The sequence below is a fragment of the Streptomyces sp. TRM70350 genome, assembly GCF_019219825.1.
In the GTDB taxonomy this organism is placed as follows: Bacteria; Actinomycetota; Actinomycetes; order Streptomycetales; family Streptomycetaceae; genus Streptomyces.
The window spans coordinates 84140-106944 of the sequence record NZ_JAHUXH010000001.1 but is presented as its reverse complement, the minus strand read 5'-3'; the positions used below and the strand labels follow the sequence as shown (position 1 = coordinate 106944).

Here is a 22805-nt window from a genome sequence, read left to right as displayed (position 1 = left end):
CGCGGACAGACGCGCGCGGGCCGGTCGGGCCTCCCACGGACGTGCCTCCTGTCCGAAGCACTGTGCCGCGCCTGCCCTCGGCCCCTGGGCGCAAACACCCGTACCGGGGTTTTCCGGGTGCGCGGAGGGTGACTCGTAGTGAGTGCAGCCCATGTCGTCACGTCCTGGAGGTCCCTCCATGAGCACCAAGGTCTCCGACCACGTCCTGCAGCGACTGCGCGAGTGGGGGGTGGAACACGTCTTCGGCTACCCCGGCGACGGGATCAACGGCCTCCTCGCCGCCTGGGGCCGCGCCGACGACCACCCGCGCTTCATCCAGTCCCGGCACGAGGAGATGTCGGCGTTCCAGGCGGTCGGTTACGCCAAGTTCAGCGGCCGTCTCGGGGTGTGCGCGGCCACGTCGGGACCAGGCGCGATCCACCTGCTGAACGGGCTGTACGACGCCAAGCTCGACCATGTGCCGGTGCTGGCCATCGTCGGCCAGACGGACCGTACGGCGATGGGCGGCTCGTACCAGCAGGAGGTGGACCTGCACTCGCTCTTCAAGGACGTCGCCTCGGACTTCCTGGAGACGGTGACGGTGCCCGAGCAGCTGCCGAACGTGCTGGACCGGGCGATCCGCACCGCGTACGCGCGCCGCGCCCCCACCGCGGTCATCATCCCCGGGGACGTGCAGGAGCTCGACTACTCGCCGCCGACGCACGAGTTCAAGATGGTGCCCTCCAGCCTGGACCGCAGCGCGTGGACGGCGATCCCCTCCGAGGAGTCGCTGCACCGGGCGGCGGAGGTCCTCAACGCCGGTGACAAGGTGGCGGTCCTGATCGGTCAGGGCGCGGCGGGGGCGCGCGCGGAGGTGGAGCGGATCGCCGAGCTGCTCGGCGCGGGCGTCGCCAAGGCGCTGCTCGGCAAGGACGCGCTGAGCGACGAACTGCCGTACGTCACCGGCGCGATCGGCCTGCTGGGCACCCGTCCGTCGTACGAGCTGATGCGTGACTGCGACACGCTGCTGACCATCGGCTCCTCGTTCCCGTACACGCAGTTCATGCCGGAGTTCGGCCAGGCGCGCGGGGTGCAGATCGACATCGACCCGCACATGGTCGGGATGCGTTATCCGTACGAGGTGAATCTCGTCGGCGACGCCAGGGAGACCCTCCAGCGGCTCATCCCGCTGCTGGACACCGACCGTGGGCGCGCGTGGCACGAGACGGTGTGCGACAACGTGCAGCGCTGGCGGCAGGTGATGGAACGCCGGGCGGGGCTGTCGGCGGACCCGATCAACCCGGAGTACGTGGCCCGGGCGCTGGATCCGCTGCTGCCTCACAACGCGATCGTGACGTCCGACTCGGGTTCGGCGGCCAACTGGTACGCCCGCCATCTGACGATGCGCGGCAGCATGCGTTCCTCGCTGTCCGGGACGCTGGCGACGATGGGCTGCGGGGTGCCGTACGCGATCGGCGCGAAGTTCGCCCACCCGGACCGGCCCGCGATCGCGCTGGTCGGCGACGGGGCGATGCAGATGAACGGGCTGGCGGAGCTGATCACGGCGGCGAAGTACCAGGGCCGCTGGCAGGATCCGCGGCTGGTGGTCGCCGTGTGGAACAACCACGACCTGAACCAGGTCACCTGGGAGATGCGGGCCATGGAGGGTGCGCCGTCCTTCCTGCCCTCGCAGCAGCTGCCGGACGTGCAGTACGCCGCCTTCGCCCGCTCGCTGGGCCTGACCGGGGTCCGGGTGGAGAAGCCGGAGGACGTCGAGGCGGGCTGGCGGGCCGGTCTGGAGGCCGACGGTCCCGCGGTGATCGAGTTCCTGACCGACCCGGCGGTGCCGCCGATCCCGCCGCACGCCACGTGGGAGCAGATGCAGGCGACGGCCGCGTCGATCCTGAAGGGCGACGCCGACCGGGGCTCCATGGTCAAGCAGGGGTTCAAGGCAAAGGTGCAGGAGTTCCTGCCGGGACGGGAGAAGAAGTAACCCTGTGTCGCCGCCCGCCCTCCGGGTACGCGGTGCGCGACCCCGAAGATCTGGAGCACACCATGCAGCGAGGCAGTGACCGGCTCAGCGTCCACCGGGACGAGGAGATGAAGCACGAACTGCAAGGGCTGCTCAGGTCGGGCCACCCCACCCGCTCGGAGGAGTGGCACGACCCCGAGCCCACCGCCGAGGACGACCCGCGCATCGCGGGCGGCCCGGTCATGCCGGGCTCGCTGGCGGAGGTCCGGCTGGAGCTGGGCCGGATTCTGGGCCGCACCGCGTTCCCCGCGGGCCCGGGCGACCTGATCAGCACCCTGCGCCGGCGGAACGCGCCCGACGCCCTGATCGAGCCGCTGCGGCGGCTGCCCCGCTCGGCCCGCTACGGCAACGTGCAGGAGCTGGCCGAGGCCCTGACCCGCGGAGAGCGGCGGAGGGAGACGTGACAATGGCCGACTACGTGCGTGAAGTGATGACACCGGGGGTGGTGGCCGTCCGTCCGGACGCCTCGCTGGTGGAGGCGGCGCAGCTGATGCGCTCCCAGGACATCGGCGATGTCGTGGTGGTCGAGGGGCAGCGCGTGGTCGGGCTGCTGACCGACCGGGACATCACCGTGCGGGCGGTCGCCGAGGGCCTGGACCCGCTCACGGTGAGCGCCGCGTCGGTGTGCACGCCGGACCCGGTGGTGGTCGGGCCCCAGGACCCGGTGTCGACGGCGGTGGCGCTGATGCGCGAGAAGGCCGTACGCCGGCTCCCGGTCGTCGAGAACGGCCTGCCCGTCGGGATGGTGAGCCTCGGGGACCTGGCGGTGGCCCAGGACCCGGACAGCGCCCTCGCCGACATCACCAGGGCCGCCCCGGACGACGCCGCACGCCCCGCCCCCGACATCCGGGGCCCGGTGTGAGGCCCGTCAAGAAAACGGAAGGACGCTGAAGCATCATGCGTATCGCGTTTCTGACCGCGCCCGAGGGAGTCGAGCAGGTCGAGCTGACCGACCCCTGGAAGGCGGCCGCCAACGCCGGGCACGAACCCGTGCTGGTGTCGACGAAGAGCGGCGAGATCCAGGCCTTCGACCACCTCGACAAGGCGGACACGTTTCCCGTCGACGAGGTGGTGGGCGAGACCTCCGCGGACTCCTTCGGCGCCCTGGTGCTGCCGGGCGGGGTCGCCAACCCGGACTTCCTGCGGATGGACCCCAAGGCCGTGGCCTTCGTCCGGGACTTCTTCGAGCAGGGCCGTCCGGTCGCGGCGATCTGCCACGCGCCGTGGACGCTGGTCGAGGCCGACGTCGTAAGGGGCCGGGTGCTGACCTCCTGGCCGAGCCTGCGGACGGACATCCGCAACGCGGGCGGCACCTGGGTGGACGAGCAGGTGAAGGTGTGCGACCACGGCACCAACAAGCTCGTCACCAGCCGCAAGCCGGGCGACCTGAAGGCGTTCTGCGAGACGTTTCTGGAGGTGTTCGCGAAGGAGACCGCGTAACCGCGCGACCGGACCGAGCAGGGCCGGGTTCCGCACCGCGGAGCCCGGCCCGAGCCGTATCACGCGCGCGGGCTGCGGTCCGGGCCGGACTCGCGGGGCGCCGCGCTGCCCGGCCCCCACTTGCCGACCGGGGCCTGCTCGTCGCGGGAGTCGCAGGAGCCGTCCCCGGCGCGATCCCGGGCGCCGTCACGGGTGCGGCCGGGGGCGACGAAGCGGCGCGGGTTGCGGCGCAGGTACTCCCCCTCCAGCTGGGCCATGCGCTCGTTGTGCGTGCGCAGCGCGTCGTTCGAGCCGTACAGCAGGGTGTCGTGGCGCGTGCGGTGGATGGTCTCCAGCTCTTTCATGAGCTGCTGGTCATCCAGCCGGCCCGGGTCGACTCCGGTCATCGTGGTGCCCCGCTCGTCGTGTTCTCTCATGCGGTACGGGTACCCGCCCGGCAAGCACTATCCCCGAGCGGCAACCGGGAGGGAGCCATGGATCTCGCGTTCCTGCATCCACTCTACGAACATCCGGGCCCCTGGGCCTCCGCGTACGTCGACCTCTCACGGCACACGGAGGACACACCCCACGAGCGGCATCTGACGGCCGAGGCGATGTCCCGGGAACTCGCGGGGCAGGGCGCCGACGAGGCGACCTGCCGTGCCGTGCGGGACGCGATCGAGGAGCTGAAGCACTCGCCGGAGCCGCACGGCCGGGCCCTGTTCGCCCGTGCGGGCGAGGTGGTCCTCGACCCGCCGCTGGCCCGCGCCCCGCAGGCCGGCTGGGCCGAGTGGGCGTCGCTGCCCCGGGCCACCCCGCTGCTGGACCTGACCGGCGAGGACGCGGTGGCCGTGGTGGCGTACATCGACCGCAGGGGCGCCGACTTCGAGCTGCGCAGCGCGCTGGCCCGGGAGACGGCCGGCTCGGTCACCGGACGCCAGTGGCCCGTGCACCGGACGAGCACCGTGGACTGGTCGGAGCGGCACTTCCAGCTGCGGGTGGAGAACACCTGGGAGCACAACGCGGCGGAGATCGCCGACGCGCTCGCCGTGTGCGAGGAGGAGACCCGCGCCGACCTGCTGATTCTCGTCGGTGAGAACCGGGAGCGGCGGGCCGTGCACGAGCGGCTGCCCCAGCGGCTGCTGGAGCGCGTGGTGGAGGCGCCGCACGGCGCGGGCAGCAGGCTGCTGGACGCGGACGTGGAGGAGGCCCGCGCCACCCATGTGCGCCGGCACGCCGAGGCGGAGCTGGAGCGGTTCCTGGCCGCCCGCGCGCCGGACGACGAGGGCCGCGCCGGGGCGGCGGAGGGCGTGCCCGCGGTGATCGAGGCGGCGCGTGAGCACCGTATCGACGAGCTGGTCGTCCGCCCGGACGGCGGGGACACGCACCGCGAGGTGTGGATCGGCGAGGACCCCGACCAGTTGGCGGTCCGCCGCACGGACCTGAAGATCCTTGGCGAGCAGCACTCCTGGTCCGCCCGCGCGGACGACGCCCTGATCAGGTCGGCGGTCGCGACGGCCGCCCCGGCGATCTCGCTGGCCCCCGTCGAGGCGGCCCGGGAGCAGGACGTGCCGGTGGGCGGCCTGGGCGCGCTGCTGCGGTGGACGTGAGCCCGGTCAGCGCGCCCGCTCCACCCGCCGTTCGTCCCAGACCGGCTCCGGGGTCTCGCGGACCCGGCCGTCGCTGCCGAAGACCAGGAAGCGGTCGAAGGAGCGGGCGAACCAGCGGTCGTGCGTGACCGCGAGGACCGTGCCGTCGAACGCCTCCAGGCCCTCCTGGAGCGCCTCGGCGGACTCCAGGTCGAGGTTGTCGGTCGGCTCGTCGAGGAGCAGGGCGGTGGCGCCCTGCAGTTCCAGCAGCAGGATCTGGAAGCGGGCCTGCTGGCCGCCGGAGAGCCGGTCGAATGTCTGTTCGGCCTGGCCGGTCAGCTCGTAGCGGCGCAGCCGCGACATGGCGGCGCCACGGTCCTGGGCGTGCTCACGCCACAGGATGTCGAGCAGGGAGCGGCCCATGAGTTCCGGGTGGGCGTGCGTCTGCGCGAAGTGGCCGGGCACGACCCGCGCCCCGAGCCTCCACTCGCCCGTGTGGGCCACGTCGTCCCCGGCGAGCAGCCGCAGGAAGTGGGACTTGCCGGAGCCGTTGGAGCCGAGGACGGCGACCCGTTCGCCGTAGAAGACCTCCAGGTCGAACGGCTTCATCAGGCCGGTGAGTTCGAGTCCCGCGCAGGTGATGGCCCTCACCCCGGTACGGCCGCCCTTGAGCCGCATGGTGATGTCCTGCTCGCGCGGCGGCTCGGGCGGCGGTCCGGCCTCCTCGAACTTGCGCAGCCTGGTCTGGGCGGCGGCGTAGCGGGAGGCCATCTCATGGCTGACGGAGGCGGCCTGACGCAGGTTCAGCACGAGCTTCTTCAGCTGGGCGTGCTTCTCGTCCCAGCGTCGGCGCAACTCCTCGAAACGGGCGAACCGTTCACGCCGGGCCTCGTGGTAGGTGGCGAAGCCGCCGCCGTGCACCCAGGCGTCGGCGCCTGCCGGGCCGGGTTCGACGGAGACGATCTTCTCGGCGGTGCGGGCGAGCAGTTCGCGGTCGTGGGAGACGAAGAGCACCGTCTTGCGGGTCTCGTCGAGGCGCTCCTCCAGCCAGCGTTTGCCGGGTACGTCGAGGTAGTTGTCGGGTTCGTCGAGCAGCAGCACCTCGTCGGTGCCGCGCAACAGTGCCTCCAGCACGAGCCGCTTCTGCTCACCGCCGGAGAGGGTCCGCACCTGCCGCCACTGCGCCCTGTCGTACGGCACCCCGAGCGCGGCCGTGGTGCACATGTCCCACAGCGTCTCCGCCTCGTAGCCGCGCGCCTCGGCCCAGTCGGCGAGCGCCTGCGCGTACGTCAGCTGGGCGGCCTCGTCGTCAACGGTCATGATGGCGTGCTCGGCCGCGTCGACGGCCCTCGCGGCCTCGCGGATGCGGGGCGGCGCCACCGACACCAGCAGGTCGCGTACGGTCGTGTCGTCCCGTACGGATCCCACGAACTGCCGCATCACACCGAGCCCGCCGCTCACGGTGACGGTGCCGCCGTGCGGTTTCAGCTCGCCGGAGAGCAGCCGGAGCAGGGTGGTCTTCCCGGCGCCGTTGGGCCCGACGAGGGCGACGACGGCGCCCTCGCCCACCCGGAAGGACACATCACCGAGCAGGGCTCGCCCGTCGGGGAGGTGGTACTCGATGTGTGCGGCTTCCAGATGTCCCATGGGGCCGCATTGTGCGGGCGGGCCGTGAGACGGGGCAAACGGTTATCAGCAGACGCGCGTTCCTGGCAGGCGGGCGTTCCTGGGAGGCGTGCCCGCTGAGGGGGCGCGCTCGCAGAGGGGGCGCGCAGGCGACGGGCGCGCTCGCAGAGGGGGGCGCTCGTGGAACCGTTCACCCCTCCGGCACCCCGACCGCGCCCGGCATCCGTTCGCCAGCCCGGTGCCCCGACCGCGCTCAGCACCGTTCAACGGCCCGGCACCCCCACCACACTCCGCACCGCTCAATGGCCCGGCACCCCCACCAACCAAGCACCCCACCACACTCCGCACCCGCTCACCGGCCCCGCACCCGCTGGCCCTGCTCGGCGCGCCCGTTCGTCGGCGTGACGGCTAGTCGGTCCCGGTGTGAGCGGTTTCGTCCATCGGGCGGCCGGTCGGGCCGCCCTCGCCCGCCGGTGCGACCGTCGCGCCCGCCCAGGTCAGGGCCTTCCAGCCGTCGGTCGGGGAGCCTTCGAGGGTCACGACACCGGTGTTGTCGAGGGGGTGGGCGGCGGCGAAGGCCACGTCGACGTTGTCGGCGCGGGCGGCCGTCCACATACGGATCGCCGCGCCGTGGCTGACCATGGCGACCGTCCCGGCGCCGCTGTCGGCGGCCTCCGCGACCACGGCGTCGTACCGCGCGAGCGCCTCCGCGCCGCTCTCCCCGCCCGGCATCCGCAGGTCGGTCCGCCCGTCCGCCCAGGCGAACACGATCCGCATGTACTCCTCGCCGCGCTCCGAGTCGCCCGGCAGCATCTCCAGGTCGCCCGCCGACAGCTCACGGATGCCGTCACGGACGATCACGTCGAGGCCGCGGGCCGCGGCGAGCGGCGCGGCGGTGAGCTGGGTACGGACGAGCGTGGAGGCGTAGACGGCCTCGATGTCCTCGTCGGCGAGCACGCCCGGCAGGGCGGCGGCCTGGCGTTCGCCCAACTCGGTCAGGCCGGGGCCGGGGACGGCGGTGTCCAGCACGTAGGCGACGTTGGACGGGGTCTGGCCGTGGCGGACGAGCAGCAGGCGCATACAGGGGTTCCTCCGAGTGCCGGTCACCACCGGCCGGGCAGAAAACGGCCACTTCAGGGTACCCGCCCCTACATGAGCCCAGACGTCGATCTCACCGCCCCGAAACCCGGCCGCCACGCCCTGCGCGACCGGCTGCTCGCGCTGGACTGCCGGCTGTTCGAGTTCGCCGCCGCACGGCACTGGCCCGCCGCCGAACCCGTCCTGCCCAGGCTGAGCCGCAGCGCGAACCACGGTCTGCTGTGGTTCGCGACCGCCGGCGTCATCGCGGCCGGCCGCACCCCGAGGGCCCGCCGGGCCGCCGTACGCGGGGTGGCCTCCCTCGCCCTGGCCTCGGCCACCATCAACACCATCGGCAAGCGCAGCGTGCGCCGCTCCCGCCCGGTCCTCGACCCCGTGCCGACCGTCCGCCATCTGAAGCGGCAGCCGATCACCACGTCCTTCCCGTCCGGCCACTCCGCCTCCGCCGCGGCCTTCGCGACCGGCGTGGCCATGGAGTCCTCCGCCTGGGGTGCCGTGGTCGCCCCGGTCGCGTTCTCGGTGGCCATGTCCCGCGTCTACACCGGCGTCCACTTCCCGAGCGACGTGCTGGCGGGCGCGGCCCTCGGCGTGGGTGCCGCGTTCGCCGTACGAGGGCTGGTGCCGACCCGCGACCAGGTCGCCCCGCCGCCCCGGCCGCGCGCCGACGCCCCGGCGCTGCCCGAGGGCGAGGGGCTGGTCGTCGTCGCCAACTCGGCGGCGGGCAACTCCGACCGGGTGCGGGCGCTGCGGGACGCGCTGCCCCGGGCGGAGGTCGTCGAGTGCGTGCCGGAGGACGTGCCGGACGAACTGGAGAAGGCGGCCGCCCGGGCCCGCGTGCTCGGCGTGTGCGGTGGCGACGGCACGGTGAACGCGGCCGCCGAGATCGCCCTGCGCCGCCGTCTGCCGCTCGCCGTGCTGCCGGGCGGCACGCTCAACCACTTCGCCCACGACCTCGGTGTGGAGGACGTCCGGACGCTGGCCAGAGCCGTTGAGGAGGGCGACGCGGTCCGCGTGGACGTGGGCCGGTTCGTCTGCGGCGAGAAGCAGGGCGTGTTCGTCAACACGTGCAGCCTGGGCGTCTATCCGGAGCTGGTGCGCGAGCGGGACCGCTGGTCGCACCGGATCGGCAGCTGGCCCGCCGGGGTGCTCGCGGCGCTGCGCGTCCTGCGCGCCGACCGGCACCCACTGGAGGCCGAACTGGGCGGCAGGCCACGGCCGTTGTGGCTGCTGTTCGCCGGGAACGGCACCTACCACCGGAGGGGGCTCGCACCGGCCCGCCGGATGGACCTCGCGGACGGCCGGCTCGATGTCCGCGTCGTGCACGGCGGCCGGGGACCCGCGCTGCGGCTGCTCGCCGCCGCCCTCGCCGGCCCGCTGACCCGCTCCCCCGCCCACGCCGCCGTCCAGGTCCGCAGGCTGCGGCTGTCCGGCGTCGCCCCCGGCACGCTCCTCGCCTACGACGGCGAGGTCACCGAGGTGGAGGGCGAGGTGACGCTGGAGAAGGTGCCGGAGGCGCTGGTGGTCTACCGGCTGCTGCCCCAGCAGAACTGACTCGACGTCAGTCCACATGGCAAAACCCCCTGTCTCATCATTCGGTCCAGCGCGTACGGTGACGGAGGACGCCGACCGGTTTCGACGAGAAGGGGTACCGCCATGCCGAAAGCGCAGGAGACCGCCGTCTACACGCACGGACACCACGAGTCGGTGCTGCGTTCGCACACCTGGCGGACCGCCGCCAACTCGGCCGCGTACCTCCTCGGCTCCCTGAAGCCGCACATGCGGATCCTGGACATCGGCTGCGGGCCCGGCACCATCACCGCCGACCTGGCCGCGCTGGTCCCGGACGGGCACGTCACCGGCGTCGACCGGGCGCCGGAGATCCTGGACCGGGCGCGCGCCACGGCCGCGGACCGGGGAGTGACCAACGTGGACTTCGCGGTCGCCGACGTACACGCACTGGACGTCCCGGACGACACGTTCTGTGTGGTTCACGCCCATCAGGTGCTGCAGCACGTCGGTGATCCGGTGCGGGCGCTGCGCGAGATGACGCGGGTGACGCGACCGGGTGGGCTGATCGCCGTCCGTGACGGGGACTACGCCGCGATGACCTGGTATCCCGCCTCACCCGGCCTGGACGACTGGCTGGAGCTGTACCGGCGAGTGGCCCGCGCCAACGGGGGTGAGCCGGACGCGGGGCGGCGGCTGAAGGCCTGGGCGCTGCGGGCCGGACTCAGCGACATCACGGCCACGTCGAGCACCTGGACCTTCGCCACGCCGGACGAGCGGGAGTGGTGGAGCGGCCTGTGGGCGGACCGGACGCTGGCGTCGGCCTATGCGCGGCTGGCCGTCGAGGGCGGTCACGCGACCGAGGAGCAGTTGCGGGCGATGGCGGCGGCCTGGCGGGAGTGGGGGAAAGCGGCCGACGGCTGGTTCGGCGTTCTGCACGGAGAAATTCTGTGCCGCAAGGAAGGCTGAAGAAGCTTTTTCGGGAAACTCGAACGGCAGGAGGTTCATTATGGTTCCCATCCTGCTCGTACTGCTTCTCGTGCTGATTCTCTTCGGCGCCGGTTTCGCCGTGGAGGTGCTGTGGTGGATCGCCATTGCGGTGCTGGTCCTGTGGCTTCTGGGATTCCTGCTCCGTGGCACAACCGCGTCCGGAAGCAGGGGACGGTGGTACCGGTGGTGAACTGACCCGGGGTGTCACTCCCGGGGCAGTAGAGGTCCGAGCGGCCCGAGGTCCAGGTTCAGGTCCTCGGGCCGCAGTCCGTAGCGCTCCCGCAGCTCCGCCATACGGTCGTCGAGCAGCATCAGCGTGAGCCCGATCCGCTCCTCCTGCTCCTCGCTGAGGTCCCCCTCGTCGAACCGGCGCAGTGCCTGCCGCTCCATCAGCTGGCGCAGCAGCTCCACCACGGTCAGGACGAGTTTGACCAGGTCGCGTTCGACCGTGTCGGGCTCCAGGTCGAGTCGCTTGCGGGCAGCTGTCACGTCGGATCACCCCAGGGGGCCGGAACCTGAGCGTTCACGGAGCTGATCAGTGCGTTGAGGTCGATGCGGACGAGGTCGACGTCCGCGATGCGCAGGGTGATGTCGCCGGTGATCACCACGCCCCCGGCCAGCAGCCGGTCGAGCAGGTCCACCAGGGCGATCTCACGTCGTTCGATCACCGTCACGGCTTCTCCCCCGCGAAGGAATAGGCCGCCCAGGGGCCGGTGAGTTCCACCCGGACCCCCGGCATCTCGCCCTTCGTGCGGTCCACGATTTCCACGAACTCCTCCGACTGGGCGCGCGGCACCAGATAGGCCGCGTTCAGCACATTGCGGCCCGAGGCACCGGAGAGCTGGGCACTCTGGGGGGCGTGCAGCCGGGAGTCCTCGGCGTGCGCGGCGAGCCTTTCGTGCAGCCGGTCCGCGAACTCCTCGGCTTTTCTCAGGCCCGACTCGTGTTCTTGGAGGCTTCGGCTGCGGCGGCGCAAATAGTCGCGTCCGGACGTGGCTTTTCCGGCCGCCCGCCCGTTTTCCGTCTCCGGGCCCTGCGGGGATCGAGCGGATTCCTCGGCCGCCGATTCCACGTACACCTTCACGCCCCATTCCACCCGGCCCGCCAGCCGGTCCAGAGTGCGCAGGAAATCGCCCTCGCGGGCCTCCAGCATCATCCGTACGCCGCTGTCGTCGTGGAAGACCGTGCCCAGCCGGAGCGGCAGCGGCGTCGTCACCGTGGTGAGCGCGTCGATGACGCCCTGGTGGGCCCGGGCCGTGGCGGCGAGCCAGTCGAGGTCCTCCAGATGGGCGCGCAGCGGCTCCTCGGCGAACTCGCTCTCCGGCACCGTACTGACCACCGCGACCAGGCCGTGGTGGTGCAGCAGCTTGGGCGGCGCGCCCGCCACGCCCGTCAGCTGGGACTGCAGGGCCGCGTCGAAGGGGCGGCAGACGGCGTACACGTACCGCAGTCCGGTCATGGGCTCTCCTCCTGTGTGCGGCCGGTCTCCAGCGCCGCCAGCCGCTCGCGCAACTCGGCGTTCTCCCGGGCGAGTTCCTTGCGACGAGCGCCCGACGACAGGGCCGGGTCGTCCTCCCACCAGTCGATGCCCATCTCCTTCGCCTTGTCGACGGAGGCGACGATGAGCCGCAGCTTGATGGTGAGCAGTTCGATGTCGAGCAGGTTGATCCGGATGTCGCCGGCGATGACGACGCCCTTGTCGAGCACCCGCTCCAGGATGTCGGCGAGGTTGGCGCCGCCGTCGTGGCCGTAGGGCCCGGGCAGGCGGGTCGGTGACGTCATCGACGGCTCCGGGCGTCGGCGTACTCGTCCCGGTACTCGTCGTCGATCTCCTCGATCTCCTCGGTCTCCTCCGGTTCCTCGGTCTCCTTCTCCGGTCCGGGTTCCCCTTCCGCGCGGGGTTCCTCGTCCTCGTAGTCCTCTTCGGGCTCCTCGTCGTACCCGTCGTACCCGTCGTACCCGTCGTACCCGTCGTACCCGTCGTACCCGCCGTCCTCCGGCTCGGCCTCCTCGGTGACGGCCTCGTCATGACCGTGTACGACCTCGCCGTCGCGGATCTCCCCGCGCCAGCCGTCCTCCGCCTCGCCCCGGAGGGTGATGTGGCGGGCGAAGTTCTTCAGATCGAGCCGGGCGCGGCGGCCCTGGGCACGCCAGAGGTTGCCGGTCTTCTCGAACAGGCCCTTCGGGTAGTACTCGATCACCAGCAGGACCCGGGTGAGGTTGTCGGCGAGCCGGTGGAAGGAGACGACACCCTTGGCGGTGCCCTTGGCGCCTTCCGAGGTCCAGGCGATCCGGTCGTCGGGGAGCTGCTCGGTGGTGTGCGCCTTCCAGCTGCGGTTGGACCAGAAGACCTTCAGCTGCCAGTCCGAGGTGGTGTCGTCGGCGCGCTCGGCGCTCTTGACGCCCTTGGCGAAGGTGCTGAAGTCCTGGTAGCGGGTCCACTGGTCGTACGCCGTGCGCAGCGGCACTCCCACGTCGACGTGCTCGATGATCACGGTGGGCCGGTGGCCGGAGCCGCCCTTGCGCCCGCCCTTGCCGCCGGTCAGGTTCTTCAGCGTGCCCACCACGTTGTCCTTGGCCCGGGAGGCGCCGAGTTCCAGCGCCGAGCGGACCGGGCCCTTGCCCTCGGCGAGCTTGCGGCCGCCGTCGAGGGCGAGCCGGGCGAAGCCGGGGCTGCGGCCCTCGGCGATGTCGTTCAGCTTGACGGTCGTCTCGCCGAGCCTGCGGCCGAGGCCGGTGAGCAGCCGGGTGGCCTGCGCGGCGAGGTACTCCTGCGCCTCCGCCTTCAGCCGCTCGGCGGCCTCGCTGCGGCCCACGTCGGCGACCGCATTGCCACGGACGGACCCAAGGCTCTCGGTCACCGCTCACCGCCCCCCTCCCGCGAACGGACGGCTGCGGCCGTCTTGGCGGACGCCGTCTTCCTGGCGGCGGTCCGCTTGGCCGCGGCCTTCTTCGCCGGGGCGGCCTTGCGCGCGGGCGTCTTCTTGGCGGCCTTCTTCGCGGGCGCCTTCTTCGCGGTCGCCTTCTTCGTCTCGGCCTTCTTGGCCGGGAGCTCCTTCGGGTCCGCCTTCTTCCGGGCCGCCTCCTGGGGTCCCTCCGCGGCGGGCTCGTCCGCGTCGTCCGGCTCCTCGCCGTACCGCTCCTCGGCCTCCGGTTCCTCGTCGTCGTACCCGGGGTCCCGTCCCTCCGGTGCGGCTGCGCCGAGCCGCTCGCGCAGTCCCGCCGTCCGGTCGTGCAGGCGGTCGGCGAGTGCGTCGAGCCGCCGTTCCAGCAGGGCGCCCGTCGCCGCGCCGCCGACGCCCCGCAGGTCCTGGCGGAGCTGGTCCCCGAGCTCCTTGAACTGCGGGTTGTTCCGCAGCTGCCCGGACACCAGGTCCGCGAGCGCCCGCGGGCCCGGATTCATCCGCTTGCCGGCGACGAGCGTGCCTACGGCGAACGCCAGTTTCAGTTTCCTCGTCCGTCCGAGGACGTATCCGGCCCCTACCGCGAGGCCCAGTCCCACTCGGTTCATCGTGCTGTCCCGTTGCCCGTTCCCGCGCTGTTGCGCGAAGCGATCTCCAGCCGGTCGAGGAGTTCGTCCTCCTCCCGGTCGAACTCCTCCTCGCTGATCTCCCCGGCCTCCAGCCGCTCCTCCAGCCGGGCCAGTTCGGCCCGGATCGTGGCAGGGTCGTAGTAGATCCGCTCTGCCTCCTGGAGCACCTGCCGGATGGCCCAGGCGCTGCCGCGCACCGGCGCGAACGGCAGCAGCAGCACCTCCGAGATCAGGCCCATGTCCTCACCCGGCCCCGGTGTCCGCGCCGCCCACCGTGCTGCCCGCAGGCTCGGTGGGGCCGGGTTCGACGAAGCTGTACGGGGGCAGCGGGCCGTTCACCCGCACCTCCAGGTGCGGCAGGTCCTTGCGGGCCCGCTCCACGGCGGCCAGGAAGTTCTCCGCCGACCGCCGGTCCACCAGGAACGACACGTTGGCCAGCCAGCCGGTGGACTCCGGGCCCACGCCGACCGCCTCCGCGTCCGGCTCCAACGCCCGCTGCAGCGCGAGCGCGTCCTCGGCCTCCTTGGCCTTGACCGCTGCCGCGACCATCTCGCCGAGCCGGAGCTTGTCCTCGTAACTGCCGCCCCCGGTCTTCCGGTTGGCCTCCGCGAGGGCGCGGATCTCGGGGCTCTCGGCCATCACCTGGTGCAGGACGGCTTCCTCGACGTGGTTGGCCTTGATGTTGTACTCGATCCGGCCGTCCAGCGCCGTCAGGCGTTCCTTGTAGTGCTCGGCCCGCTCGGTCAGCACGCCCGTGACCGCCCCGTCGTCCGGGGCGACGCTGCCGAACCGCATGGGCAGCACACACCCGGCCGATCCGGCCTCGGCGAGCACGTTCTGGTGGGCCAGCAGGTCCTTGCGCTTGGGGCGCAGCCCCTCGGGCGCGTCACTGACGATCGCCGCCAGGTCGCCCTCCTTCAGGATGCGCACGGGCCGGGCCGGGTCCCCGACGCCGCCCATGCCGTCGGGGAGGGCGGGATGCGAACTCGCGGCGATGCCGTAGACGTAGGTGCTCACTCCTGCTCCTCCCTCCGGCGCGAGGACGTGGACGTGGTCTTGCGGGCGCGCGGCCGGGGCTCGGCCTCGCCGTCCTCACGCGCCTGCTTGAAGGCGTCGGAGACGGTCTGCGCGGCGCCGGACAGCGCGCCCTTGGACTTGCCGCGCGCGCCGGACTCGGTGATCTCGCCGACGACGTCGGGCAGGCCGGGGCTCTTGCGCGGACCGGCCTCCAGGTCGAGCCGGTTGCAGGCCTCGGCGAAGCGCAGATAGGTGTCGACGCTGGCGACGACGACCCGGACGTCGATCTTCAGGATCTCGATGCCGACCAGGGAGACGCGGACGAAGGCGTCGATCACGAGCCCCCTGTCGAGCACAAGTTCAAGCACGTCGTAGAGGCCGCTGCTGCCGCCTCCACCGCCGGTCTGCTGTGCCGGTACAACGGTCATGCCGGCTGTTCCTCCTTGTCGCTGGGTGTGGCTCCGGGCGGCCTAGCGGCCGCCCGGCCTGTGTGAGTCGGCCCGCCCGCGTTCGTAACGGCGAACGCGCCGGTAGCCGGTGAGCTGTCCGTCGGGGTCGAGATCGACCTGGTAGCTCGCCATCAGGCTCATCGTGTCCGGCACGCGGGCGAGTTCGAGGACCTCGACCTCCAGGGACCAGCCGTCCTCGGTCTGTTCGAAGGACGACACGGTCTCGACGGTCATACCGGTGAGCTCCGCCAGCTGGATGCGCGCGTTGCGCAGCACCTGCATGGGGCTCGGCCGGTCGTCCGCCGTACCTTCTTCCGTGTTCTTGGGGGAGTTACGTGAATTCTGCGCATTCGACGTGTTCTTCGTGTTCGTCATGGCCACCTCGAACTTCGGGTGGCCGCACGTCCCTTGGCCAAACCTCCGGAACGCACACGCATTCGCCGCAGGACGTATCACGCCTGCGCAGCAGCGGTACGTGTGTCAGCCACGCAACGCGTTGAGCCGACGCCGGGCCGGGCCGAGGGCGCGCCCGCGGTTCATCAGCCCGGCCCACGGGTTGGCGCGGGCCTGGTCCACGGCGTCGGCGATGGTCCAGCGGCGCGGCCCGAAGTCGGGGTGGTCGAGCTGGTCCCAGGCGACCGGCACGGCGACGGGCGCGCCGGGCCTGGCCCGTACGGTGAAGGGGGCGACGGCGGTCTGGGCGTAGGCGTTGCGCTGCACGTCGAGGTAGAGCCTCTCGCCGCGGTCCCTCTTGCGGGCGGCGGTGGTGAACCGGTCGGGATGCGCGGCGGCGAGGGTGTCGGCGACGTCCCGGGCGAACTCCCGTACCTCGTCGAAGCCGTGGTGCCCGTTGAGCGGCACGACGATGTGCAGGCCGCGCGAGCCGGTGGTCATCAGCGCCGACGGCAGCTTCAGTTCGTCGAGCAGCTCCGCGAGCTGCCAGGCCGCCTCGCGCACGGGCGCGAAGGAGTCGCCGGACGGGTCGAGGTCGAACACCATCCGGTCCGGGCGGTCGAGGCGGCCGGTCCGGGACAGCCAGCGGTGCAGGGTGAGGCACGCCTGGTCGGCGAGGTGGACGAGGGTGGCGGCGTCGTCGCAGACGGTGTGGCGGACGGTGCCGCCCTCCTTGGGCACCTCGACGCGGGTGATCCACTCCGGATAGTTCTCCGGCGTGTTCTTCTGCATGAACTCCGGGCCGTCGAGGCCGTCCGGATGCCGCTGGAGCATCAGTGGACGGCCCCTCAGGTGCAGCAGCATGAACGGCGCGACGGCCCGGTAGTAGTCGACGAGATCGCGCTTGGTGTACTCCTTGGCGTCGTCGCCGCCGGGAAAGAGCACCTTGTCCGGCCGGTGCACCTCGACGGTGCGCCGACCCGCCCGCACGGTGTGGACGTCATCACCGCTCACCGTACGACCGCCTGCTCGACCAGCAGTTGTACGGCGGCGGCGATCGACTCGGCGTCGATGCCCGCGGCGTGCAGCTGCTGGTCGGGCGCCGCCGAACCCGGCATCGTACGCACCGCGAGACGCACCAGGCGCGGCATGGGACGCCCGTCGAGGAAGGGTTCGAGGACGGCGTCCCCGAGACCGCCCTCCTGGTGGTGGTCCTCGACGGTCACCAGGCAGCCGGTCTCCTCGGCGGCCTGGCGCAGCGTCAGCCGGTCGACGGGCTTGACCGAGTACAGGTCGATCACCCGCACCTGGATGCCCTCACGGTCCAGCGCGTCCGCGGCGGCCAGCGCCTCGGCCACGGTGACGCCGGCGGCGACGAGGGTGAGCCGGTCGGACCCGGAGGAACGCAGCACCTTGCTGCCGCCCACGGGGAACTCCTCGTCGGGGCCGTAGATCACCTGGCTCTTGCCGCGTGAGGTGCGCAGATAGCGGATGCCGTCCAGGTCGGCCATGGCGGCGACGAGACGGGCGGTCTGGTTGGCGTCGCACGGGTACAGCACGGTCGAGCCGTGCACCGCCCGGAACATCGCCAGGTCCTCCAGACCCATCTGCGAGGGCCCGTCCTGGCCGATGGCGACGCCCGCGTGGGAGCCGACCAGGTTGATCCCGGCTCCACTGATCGAGGCCATGCGGACGAAATCGTAGGCACGGGTGAGGAAGGCCGCGAACGTCGAGGCGTACGGCACCCAGCCGCGCGAGGCGATGCCCACCGCGTTCGCGACCATCTGCTGCTCGGCGATGTAGCACTCGAAGAACCGCTCGGGATGCTCCTTGGCGAAGGCCTCGGACCGCGTGGAGTCGCTCACCTCGCCGTCGAGGGCGACGACGTCACCGCGTCCGGCACCGAGGGCGGCGAGCGCCTTGCCGTAGGCGTCCCGGGTCGCCACCTCCTCGCCCCTGTCGAAGCGGGGCAGCTCGACATGCTCCTCACGGACGGCGTGCAGCAGGCGCGCGGTCGGCGGCTCCTGCACATAGACACGCAGGTCGCGGGGGCCGCCGAGTTCGGCGACGGCCTCGTCGGCCTCGGGCAGCGGCTTGCCGTGCAACCCCTCGCGGTCCTGGACGCCCTCGACTCCCTTGCCCTTGAGGGTGCGGGCCAGGACGGCGGTCGGCTGGCCCTTGGTGGAGATGGCCTCCCCGTACGCCCGGTCGATCGCGTCCACGTCGTGCCCGTCGACCTCGATGGTGTGCCAGCCGAAGGCCTGGAAGCGGCGGGCGTAGGCGTCGAGGTCGTGGCCGTGCCGGGTGGGGCCGCGCTGGCCCAGCCGGTTGACGTCGATGATCGCGGTGAGGTTGTCGAGATGCTCGTACGAGGCGTGCTCGGCGGCCTCCCACACGGAGCCCTCGGCGAGCTCGCTGTCCCCGCACAGCACGTACACGCGGTAGTCCGTGCGGTCGAGCCGCTTGCCGGACAGCGCGATCCCGACGCCAACCGGCAGTCCCTGCCCCAGCGAACCGGTGGCCGTCTCGACCCACGGCAGCCGCTGCGGTGTGGGGTGCCCTTCGAGGCGGCTGCCCAGCTTGCGGAAGGTGAGCAGCTCGGCGTCGTCGATGGCGCCGGCCGCCTTGTAGGCCGAGTACAGCAAGGGGGAGGCGTGTCCCTTGGACAGCACGAAGCGGTCGTTGCCCGGGTGGTCCGGGCGGTCGAAGTCGTAGCGCAGGTGGTTGGCCAGGAGTACGGCCATCAGATCGGCGGCGGACATCGACGACGTCGGATGCCCGGAGCCTGCGGCGGCGGAGGCCCGCACGCTGTCCACGCGCAACTGCTGGGCCAGCTCGACGAGTTCACGGGTGTTCATCGGTCTCCTTCGTCGGGGATGTCGGCGCGCTTCACGGGGCCCGGGGAGGGATGGTCCTCGCCGGGCTCCGGGACGGGCTGCTCCTTGGCGGGCTCACCACCCGGCTGGTTCTTGGCGGGCTCACCACCCGGCTGGTTCTTGGCGGGCTCACCACCCGGCTGGTTCTTGGCGGGCTCACCACCCGGCTGATTCTTCGCGGCCTCACCACCCGGCTGATTCTTGGCCGGTTCACCGCCCGGCTGATTCTTCGCGGCCTCGGCCCCGGCCTCGGGGCCGGGGGTGGCGGCAGCGCCAGGCCCCGTCCCGGTCCCAGACCCGGCCTCCGCCCCGGCCTCCGACCCGGCCGGCACCCGCGCCAGTTCCGGTGAGGCCGTGTCCAGCGGCACCGACCAGGACCGTACGAGCCCCAACTGCACGGCCTGGCGCGGCAGTACGGCATCCAGCAGCCAGTCCGCCGCCACCCGCACCCGGTTGCCCGGCATGGCGGCGAGGTGGTAGCCGCGGGTGACCGCCCCGGCGGCGACCCCGGACAGCGGCACCCCCAGCGGATTCGCCGCCGCCTTGGCGCCGCCGAGGTCCACCACGAACCCCATGTCCCGGTGCCGGTAGGCCCGCCGCTCCCCCGCGCCGCACGACGCGGCGATGTTGTGGGCGCACACCTTGCCGTGCCGCCAGGCGTGCTGTGCGGTCATCGGCGTGTACTGACCGGGGTTGTCGAGGTCGGGCACGGCGGCGGCGTCCCCGCAGGCGAACACCTCGGGGCGGCCCGGCACTTGGAGGTGCGGGTCGACGAGCAGCCGCCCGCGTTCCATGGGCAGCCCGAGGGACTCGACGAGCGGATCGGGCCGTACCCCCACGCACCACACCAGCGTGCGGGTCTCGACGTACTCCCCGTCGGTCAGCAGTACGCCGCCGTGCGTGGCCTCCTTCACGGAGGTCCCCATCCGCACGTCGACGCCCCGCTGCCGCAGCACCCGGTCGGCGGTGCGGGAGAGCCGTTCGTCCAGCTCGGGCAGGACGCGGTCGGCGACGTCCAGCAGGATCCAGCGCGGCCGCATGCCCTCGCGCAGGGGGTGCTTGCGCACCTGCGCGTCGGTGAACATCTGCCCGTGCGCGGCCACCTCGGTCCCGGTGTAGCCCGCGCCGACCACCACGAAGGTGCAGCGCGCGGCACAGCTCTTGGGGTCGTCGGCGGAGGTCGCCAGCTCCACCTGCCGCGTCACGTGGTCGCGCAGGTAGAGCGCCTCGGGCAGGCCGCGGAAGCCGTGGGCGTGCTCGGCGACGCCGGGGATGGGCAGCAGCTTGTTGACGCTGCCCGCGGCGAGCACCAGCCGGTCGTACTCCAGCGTGCCGCCTCCGCCCTCGGGGTCGGAGTAGTGCACGGTCCGCGCGTCGAGGTCGATGCCGTCGGCCTCGCCGAGGACGAGCCGCACCCGGGGCAGGGTGCCGGAGAGGGAGACGGTGACCCGGCGCGGCTCCAGGATCCCGGCGGCCACCTGGGGCAGCAGCGGCAGATACAGGAAGTAGTCGGTCGGGTTGAGCAGGGTGATGTGGGCCTTGTCCCGGGCCAGCCGCGACAGGACGCGGGCCGTGCGGTAGCCGGCGAAGCCGGCACCGACGATCACGATGCGGGGTCGACTCACGGTTTCGCCTCCGGCGGTCGTCTCGTACGAGGTTTTCCGCGTCCCCCTGGTCAGGGCGCCCAAACCCGCACGGACCCCCCGTTCGGCCGGGCGTTTGCCGCTCGGGCGGCCGGTTACCCGGCCGGTGACCCGACCCCACCCGCCCCGACGCGGAGGTGTTCCATGCCCGAGTACGGCTACTTCCTCTCCTGCGAGGAGTTCGGCCCCGCTGACCTTGTCGAACAGGCGAGGATGGCCGAACAGGCCGGATTCGAGACCCTGTGGATCTCGGACCACTACCACCCCTGGAACGACGCCCAGGGCCAGAGCCCGTTCGTGTGGTCGGTGATCGGCGCGATCTCCCAGGCGGTGTCCCTGCCGATCGAGACCGCGGTGACCTGCCCGACGGTCCGGATCCACCCGGCGGTGGTGGCGCAGGCCGCCGCGACCAGCGCGGTGATGACCAACGGCCGCTTCCGCCTCGGTGTGGGCACGGGTGAGGCGCTCAACGAGCACATCGTCGGCCACACCTGGCCGCCCGCCTCCGTCCGGATGGACATGCTGGAGGAGGCCATCCAGGTGATGCGCAAGCTGTTCACGGGCGAGGAGGTCAGCCACTACGGCACGCACTACAAGGTGGAGAACGCCCGCCTGTACACCGTGCCCGACGAGCCGGTCCAGATCGACATCTCCGGCTTCGGCCCTCAGGCGACGGCACTGGCGGCCCGCGTCGGCGACGGCTACATCACGATGATGCCCGAGGAGTCGATGGTGGAGCAGTTCCGCAAGGGCGGCGGGGGCGCCAAGCCGGTGAGCGGCGGCACGAAGGTCTGCTACGGCACCGACCGGGACGAAGCGGTCCGTACGGTCCGCCGGTTGTGGTCGAACCAGCTGCTGCCCGGCGAGATGGGCCAGATCCTGCCCTCGCCGCGTCACTTCGAGCAGCTGGAGCCGCTGATCACCGAGGAGATGATCCGCGAGAACACGGTCTGCGGCGACAACGTCGACGAACACGTGTCCGCGCTCAGCGCCTTCGCCGAGGCGGGCTTCGACCGGGTCTACGTCAACCAGATCGGCCCCGACCAGCGCGCCTTCTTCGACTTCTACCGCACGAAGGTGCTGCCCCAGCTCCAGCAGAGCCACTGAGGGCCATGCCAGTCAGTCGCCGAGCCGGCCAGTCAGTTTGCGTGCGGCCAGGACGCCCGCACCGACGGTGAGTGCCGTCGCCACACGCCCGCGATTGCGCGACATCCAGCCCTGTGGGCTGGCAGGACACGCCTCCTCGTCAAAACGCCCGTACGTCCCGAAGTCCCGCCCGTGGGGCCCGTCCGCCGGGCTCCACAGGTTCCCCACCCCACCGTGTTCCCCCGGCTCCTGCTGCGCGTCGAACCCGGTCCGGGCGAGATACCGCTCCAGCACCCCGGGAACGACGGCGTTGGCGATCAGGGTGCCCACCGTCGAACCTCCCACCCAGTACTCCCGGCGCCGCCCGTGCCCCGCCGCGTGCACGATCGCCCGCGCCGCGACCTCGGGCTGATACACGGGAGCCACCGGCCGGGCCCGCCCCGGCATCCGGTTCAGCACCCAGTCGAACTGCGGGGTGTTGAGCGCGGGCAGCTGCACCATCGTCGTCCGCACCCCGCTGCCCTGGTGCAGCAGCTCGCACCGCAGCGACTCGTTGAACCCCTGGATCGCGTGCTTGGCCCCGCAGTACGCCGACTGCAGGGGGATCCCCCGGTACGCCAGCGCCGAACCGACCTGCACGATCGTGCCCCGGTCCCGGGGCAGCATGTGCCGCAGCGCGGCCCGCGTACCGAACACATAGCCCAGATACGTCACCTCGGTCACCCGCCGGTACTCGTCCGGCGTGATCTCCGTGAACGGCGCGAACACTCCGGCGAAGGCGTTGTTGACCCATACGTCGATCCGCCCGAAGGCGTCCACGACCTGCTCGGCGGCGTTGTCGACGGCCTTGGCGTCGGCCATGTCGACCGGCACGACGAGCGCCTCACCGCCGGCGCGCTGCACCTCGTCCGCCGCCGCGGCGAGCCCCTCGCGCCCGCGGGCCAGCAGGGCGACCCGGTCACCCCGCGCGGCGAAGGCCACCGCCGTGGCCCGGCCCACCCCGGCGGTGGCTCCGGTCACGACGACGGCCCTGCCCCGTCCGATCGATGTGCGCACCCCGCATCACGCCCGGTGGTGCGGGTTCTCGGGGTCGATGCGGTCCGGCGGCGGCAGCGTGCCCGGCGTGTCCGCGCCCGCCGGGGGCGGCGGGAGGGGCCGCACCGACGGGTACGACGCGTTGCTGAGTCCGCCGGGCGGACCGGCGGGCGGGGCGGCGCCGTGCGCGCGGTCCCGGTCCGCCGCCAGCTCGGCGCGCCCGTGCGGCGTCCCGGCGGCGTGCGGCCGGGCGGCGCCGCGCAGCAGGTAGGCGACGACACCGAGGATCGCCGCGGTGATCAGCGCGGCGGCCCAGCCCGGCAGGGCGGCGGCGAGCGCCAGGCCGACCGCGAGGGCGACGGCGGCGCCCGCGTACAGGGCGACGGCCCCGGACGCGGCGTACAGCGTGGCCTTGCGGCGCTGCTTGCGCGTCTGCTCCCGCAGTTCGTCGCGGATCGTCTCCCGCGCGACCTGTGCCAGCTCGTCGACCAGATGCTTGTCCAGGTGCTCCAGATGATCCATGCGGTCCATGCCC

26 protein-coding genes and 1 pseudogene are annotated in these 22805 nt (G+C 72.4%); 9 read left to right on the top strand and 18 right to left on the bottom strand.

Features of this window, described 5'->3' with window-relative positions:
• The first annotated feature begins 178 nt into the window (after positions 1-178).
• The 4 genes from KWI83_RS00480 (at position 179) to KWI83_RS00465 (ending at position 3451) form a co-directional block, all read left to right on the top strand.
• Positions 179-1972: a thiamine pyrophosphate-requiring protein gene (locus KWI83_RS00480; protein ID WP_218512210.1), complete on the top strand. Its 1794-nt coding sequence runs from the start codon at positions 179-181 to the stop codon at positions 1970-1972.
• Between the two features lie 62 nt (positions 1973-2034).
• Complete coding sequence (locus tag KWI83_RS00475; RefSeq protein ID WP_218512209.1) at positions 2035-2415, top strand: DUF2795 domain-containing protein; 381 nt, start codon at positions 2035-2037, stop codon at positions 2413-2415.
• A gap of 2 nt (positions 2416-2417) precedes the next feature.
• Positions 2418-2873, top strand: a complete 456-nt coding sequence (locus KWI83_RS00470; RefSeq protein WP_218512208.1) for a CBS domain-containing protein — start codon at positions 2418-2420, stop codon at positions 2871-2873.
• A gap of 35 nt (positions 2874-2908) precedes the next feature.
• Positions 2909-3451, top strand: a complete 543-nt coding sequence (locus tag KWI83_RS00465) for a type 1 glutamine amidotransferase domain-containing protein (RefSeq protein ID WP_218512207.1) — start codon at positions 2909-2911, stop codon at positions 3449-3451.
• A gap of 158 nt (positions 3452-3609) precedes the next feature.
• Here the strand turns inward: KWI83_RS00465 and KWI83_RS00460 are convergent.
• A pseudogene (locus KWI83_RS00460) lies at positions 3610-3867 on the bottom strand (DUF6158 family protein); the annotation flags it as partial.
• 57 nt (positions 3868-3924) lie between these two features.
• Here KWI83_RS00460 and KWI83_RS00455 point away from each other — a divergent pair.
• The gene (locus KWI83_RS00455; protein WP_218512206.1) at positions 3925-5040 is read left to right on the top strand and encodes a Vms1/Ankzf1 family peptidyl-tRNA hydrolase; all 1116 of its coding nucleotides are present in this window, start codon (positions 3925-3927) and stop codon (positions 5038-5040) included.
• Between the two features lie 6 nt (positions 5041-5046).
• Here the strand turns inward: KWI83_RS00455 and KWI83_RS00450 are convergent, their stop codons facing one another.
• Entirely contained in the window at positions 5047-6666 is a 1620-nt protein-coding gene (locus KWI83_RS00450; RefSeq protein ID WP_218512205.1) for an ABC-F family ATP-binding cassette domain-containing protein, read from the bottom strand.
• Positions 6667-7053: 387 nt separating this feature from the next.
• Positions 7054-7725, bottom strand: a complete 672-nt coding sequence (locus tag KWI83_RS00445; protein WP_218512204.1) for a histidine phosphatase family protein — start codon at positions 7723-7725, stop codon at positions 7054-7056.
• Positions 7726-7797: 72 nt separating this feature from the next.
• Between KWI83_RS00445 and KWI83_RS00440 the strand changes: the two genes are divergently transcribed.
• The 3 genes from KWI83_RS00440 to KWI83_RS00430 all read left to right on the top strand — a co-directional run bounded on the left by KWI83_RS00440 (position 7798) and on the right by KWI83_RS00430 (position 10429).
• Positions 7798-9294: a bifunctional phosphatase PAP2/diacylglycerol kinase family protein gene (locus KWI83_RS00440; protein ID WP_218512203.1), complete on the top strand. Its 1497-nt coding sequence runs from the start codon at positions 7798-7800 to the stop codon at positions 9292-9294.
• 102 nt (positions 9295-9396) lie between these two features.
• Complete coding sequence (locus KWI83_RS00435; protein WP_218512202.1) at positions 9397-10218, top strand: class I SAM-dependent methyltransferase; 822 nt, start codon at positions 9397-9399, stop codon at positions 10216-10218.
• 40 nt (positions 10219-10258) lie between these two features.
• A complete protein-coding gene (locus KWI83_RS00430; RefSeq protein ID WP_218512201.1) occupies positions 10259-10429 on the top strand; it encodes a hydrophobic protein in 171 nt (56 codons plus the stop codon).
• Between the two features lie 14 nt (positions 10430-10443).
• Here the strand turns inward: KWI83_RS00430 and KWI83_RS00425 are convergent, their stop codons facing one another.
• The 13 genes from KWI83_RS00425 to KWI83_RS00365 form a co-directional block, all read right to left on the bottom strand.
• A complete protein-coding gene (locus tag KWI83_RS00425; protein WP_218512200.1) occupies positions 10444-10728 on the bottom strand; it encodes a gas vesicle protein K in 285 nt (94 codons plus the stop codon).
• The gene (locus KWI83_RS00420; RefSeq protein WP_171109447.1) at positions 10725-10913 is read right to left on the bottom strand and encodes a gas vesicle protein; all 189 of its coding nucleotides are present in this window, start codon (positions 10911-10913) and stop codon (positions 10725-10727) included. Before KWI83_RS00420 ends, KWI83_RS00425 begins: the two co-directional genes overlap by 4 nt.
• Positions 10910-11698, bottom strand: a complete 789-nt coding sequence (locus KWI83_RS00415) for a GvpL/GvpF family gas vesicle protein (protein WP_218512199.1) — start codon at positions 11696-11698, stop codon at positions 10910-10912. Before KWI83_RS00415 ends, KWI83_RS00420 begins: the two co-directional genes overlap by 4 nt.
• Entirely contained in the window at positions 11695-12021 is a 327-nt protein-coding gene (locus tag KWI83_RS00410) for a gas vesicle protein (protein WP_218512198.1), read from the bottom strand. Before KWI83_RS00410 ends, KWI83_RS00415 begins: the two co-directional genes overlap by 4 nt.
• Positions 12018-13100 (bottom strand): SRPBCC family protein, encoded by a 1083-nt coding sequence (locus KWI83_RS00405; protein WP_218512197.1) that lies wholly within the window; start codon positions 13098-13100, stop codon positions 12018-12020. Before KWI83_RS00405 ends, KWI83_RS00410 begins: the two co-directional genes overlap by 4 nt.
• Positions 13097-13750 (bottom strand): DNA primase, encoded by a 654-nt coding sequence (locus KWI83_RS00400; protein WP_218512196.1) that lies wholly within the window; start codon positions 13748-13750, stop codon positions 13097-13099. Before KWI83_RS00400 ends, KWI83_RS00405 begins: the two co-directional genes overlap by 4 nt.
• On the bottom strand, positions 13747-14010 hold the full coding sequence (locus tag KWI83_RS00395; RefSeq protein WP_218512195.1) for a gas vesicle protein GvpG: 264 nt from the start codon (positions 14008-14010) through the stop codon (positions 13747-13749). Before KWI83_RS00395 ends, KWI83_RS00400 begins: the two co-directional genes overlap by 4 nt.
• 4 nt (positions 14011-14014) lie before the next feature.
• Positions 14015-14788 carry a GvpL/GvpF family gas vesicle protein gene (locus KWI83_RS00390; protein WP_218512194.1) on the bottom strand — a complete coding sequence of 258 codons (774 nt, stop codon included), beginning with the start codon at positions 14786-14788 and terminating at the stop codon, positions 14015-14017.
• Complete coding sequence (locus KWI83_RS00385) at positions 14785-15216, bottom strand: gas vesicle structural protein GvpA (RefSeq protein ID WP_218512193.1); 432 nt, start codon at positions 15214-15216, stop codon at positions 14785-14787. Before KWI83_RS00385 ends, KWI83_RS00390 begins: the two co-directional genes overlap by 4 nt.
• Before the next feature lie 42 nt (positions 15217-15258).
• The gene (locus KWI83_RS00380; RefSeq protein ID WP_218512192.1) at positions 15259-15612 is read right to left on the bottom strand and encodes a gas vesicle protein; all 354 of its coding nucleotides are present in this window, start codon (positions 15610-15612) and stop codon (positions 15259-15261) included.
• 105 nt (positions 15613-15717) lie between these two features.
• The gene (gene ligD, locus KWI83_RS00375; RefSeq protein ID WP_218512191.1) at positions 15718-16644 is read right to left on the bottom strand and encodes a non-homologous end-joining DNA ligase; all 927 of its coding nucleotides are present in this window, start codon (positions 16642-16644) and stop codon (positions 15718-15720) included.
• Positions 16641-18488 carry a transketolase gene (locus tag KWI83_RS00370; RefSeq protein WP_218512190.1) on the bottom strand — a complete coding sequence of 616 codons (1848 nt, stop codon included), beginning with the start codon at positions 18486-18488 and terminating at the stop codon, positions 16641-16643. The genes ligD and KWI83_RS00370 overlap by 4 nt, the downstream gene beginning before the upstream one ends.
• Positions 18485-20131 (bottom strand): NAD(P)/FAD-dependent oxidoreductase, encoded by a 1647-nt coding sequence (locus KWI83_RS00365; protein ID WP_218512189.1) that lies wholly within the window; start codon positions 20129-20131, stop codon positions 18485-18487. Before KWI83_RS00365 ends, KWI83_RS00370 begins: the two co-directional genes overlap by 4 nt.
• A 162-nt stretch (positions 20132-20293) precedes the next feature.
• On the opposite strand from KWI83_RS00365, the gene KWI83_RS00360 reads away from it, so the two are divergent.
• Positions 20294-21256 carry an LLM class F420-dependent oxidoreductase gene (locus KWI83_RS00360; protein WP_218512188.1) on the top strand — a complete coding sequence of 321 codons (963 nt, stop codon included), beginning with the start codon at positions 20294-20296 and terminating at the stop codon, positions 21254-21256.
• Between the two features lie 12 nt (positions 21257-21268).
• Here the strand turns inward: KWI83_RS00360 and KWI83_RS00355 are convergent, their stop codons facing one another.
• Complete coding sequence (locus KWI83_RS00355) at positions 21269-22291, bottom strand: SDR family oxidoreductase (protein WP_374106258.1); 1023 nt, start codon at positions 22289-22291, stop codon at positions 21269-21271.
• Between the two features lie 6 nt (positions 22292-22297).
• Positions 22298-22801, bottom strand: coding sequence for a phage holin family protein (locus KWI83_RS00350; RefSeq protein ID WP_218512187.1), 504 nt, complete (start codon positions 22799-22801; stop codon positions 22298-22300).
• Positions 22802-22805: the final 4 nt, after the last annotated feature.

Bases quoted from the DNA above. Each gene is read 5' to 3' on its own strand.
- KWI83_RS00480 (WP_218512210.1), top strand. From the start codon at position 179: ATGAGCACCAAGGTCTCCGACCACGTCCTGCAGCGACTGCGCGAGTGG.
- KWI83_RS00475 (WP_218512209.1), top strand. From the start codon at position 2,035: ATGCAGCGAGGCAGTGACCGGCTCAGCGTCCACCGGGACGAGGAGATG.
- KWI83_RS00470 (WP_218512208.1), top strand. From the start codon at position 2,418: ATGGCCGACTACGTGCGTGAAGTGATGACACCGGGGGTGGTGGCCGTC.
- KWI83_RS00465 (WP_218512207.1), top strand. From the start codon at position 2,909: ATGCGTATCGCGTTTCTGACCGCGCCCGAGGGAGTCGAGCAGGTCGAG.
- KWI83_RS00455 (WP_218512206.1), top strand. From the start codon at position 3,925: ATGGATCTCGCGTTCCTGCATCCACTCTACGAACATCCGGGCCCCTGG.
- KWI83_RS00450 (WP_218512205.1), bottom strand. From the start codon at position 6,666: ATGGGACATCTGGAAGCCGCACACATCGAGTACCACCTCCCCGACGGG.
- KWI83_RS00445 (WP_218512204.1), bottom strand. From the start codon at position 7,725: ATGCGCCTGCTGCTCGTCCGCCACGGCCAGACCCCGTCCAACGTCGCC.
- KWI83_RS00440 (WP_218512203.1), top strand. From the start codon at position 7,798: ATGAGCCCAGACGTCGATCTCACCGCCCCGAAACCCGGCCGCCACGCC.
- KWI83_RS00435 (WP_218512202.1), top strand. From the start codon at position 9,397: ATGCCGAAAGCGCAGGAGACCGCCGTCTACACGCACGGACACCACGAG.
- KWI83_RS00430 (WP_218512201.1), top strand. From the start codon at position 10,259: ATGGTTCCCATCCTGCTCGTACTGCTTCTCGTGCTGATTCTCTTCGGC.
- KWI83_RS00415 (WP_218512199.1), bottom strand. From the start codon at position 11,698: ATGACCGGACTGCGGTACGTGTACGCCGTCTGCCGCCCCTTCGACGCG.
- KWI83_RS00410 (WP_218512198.1), bottom strand. From the start codon at position 12,021: ATGACGTCACCGACCCGCCTGCCCGGGCCCTACGGCCACGACGGCGGC.
- KWI83_RS00400 (WP_218512196.1), bottom strand. From the start codon at position 13,750: ATGAACCGAGTGGGACTGGGCCTCGCGGTAGGGGCCGGATACGTCCTC.
- KWI83_RS00395 (WP_218512195.1), bottom strand. From the start codon at position 14,010: ATGGGCCTGATCTCGGAGGTGCTGCTGCTGCCGTTCGCGCCGGTGCGC.
- KWI83_RS00385 (WP_218512193.1), bottom strand. From the start codon at position 15,216: ATGACCGTTGTACCGGCACAGCAGACCGGCGGTGGAGGCGGCAGCAGC.
- KWI83_RS00380 (WP_218512192.1), bottom strand. From the start codon at position 15,612: ATGACGAACACGAAGAACACGTCGAATGCGCAGAATTCACGTAACTCC.
- KWI83_RS00370 (WP_218512190.1), bottom strand. From the start codon at position 18,488: ATGAACACCCGTGAACTCGTCGAGCTGGCCCAGCAGTTGCGCGTGGAC.
- KWI83_RS00360 (WP_218512188.1), top strand. From the start codon at position 20,294: ATGCCCGAGTACGGCTACTTCCTCTCCTGCGAGGAGTTCGGCCCCGCT.
- KWI83_RS00350 (WP_218512187.1), bottom strand. From the start codon at position 22,801: ATGGACCGCATGGATCATCTGGAGCACCTGGACAAGCATCTGGTCGAC.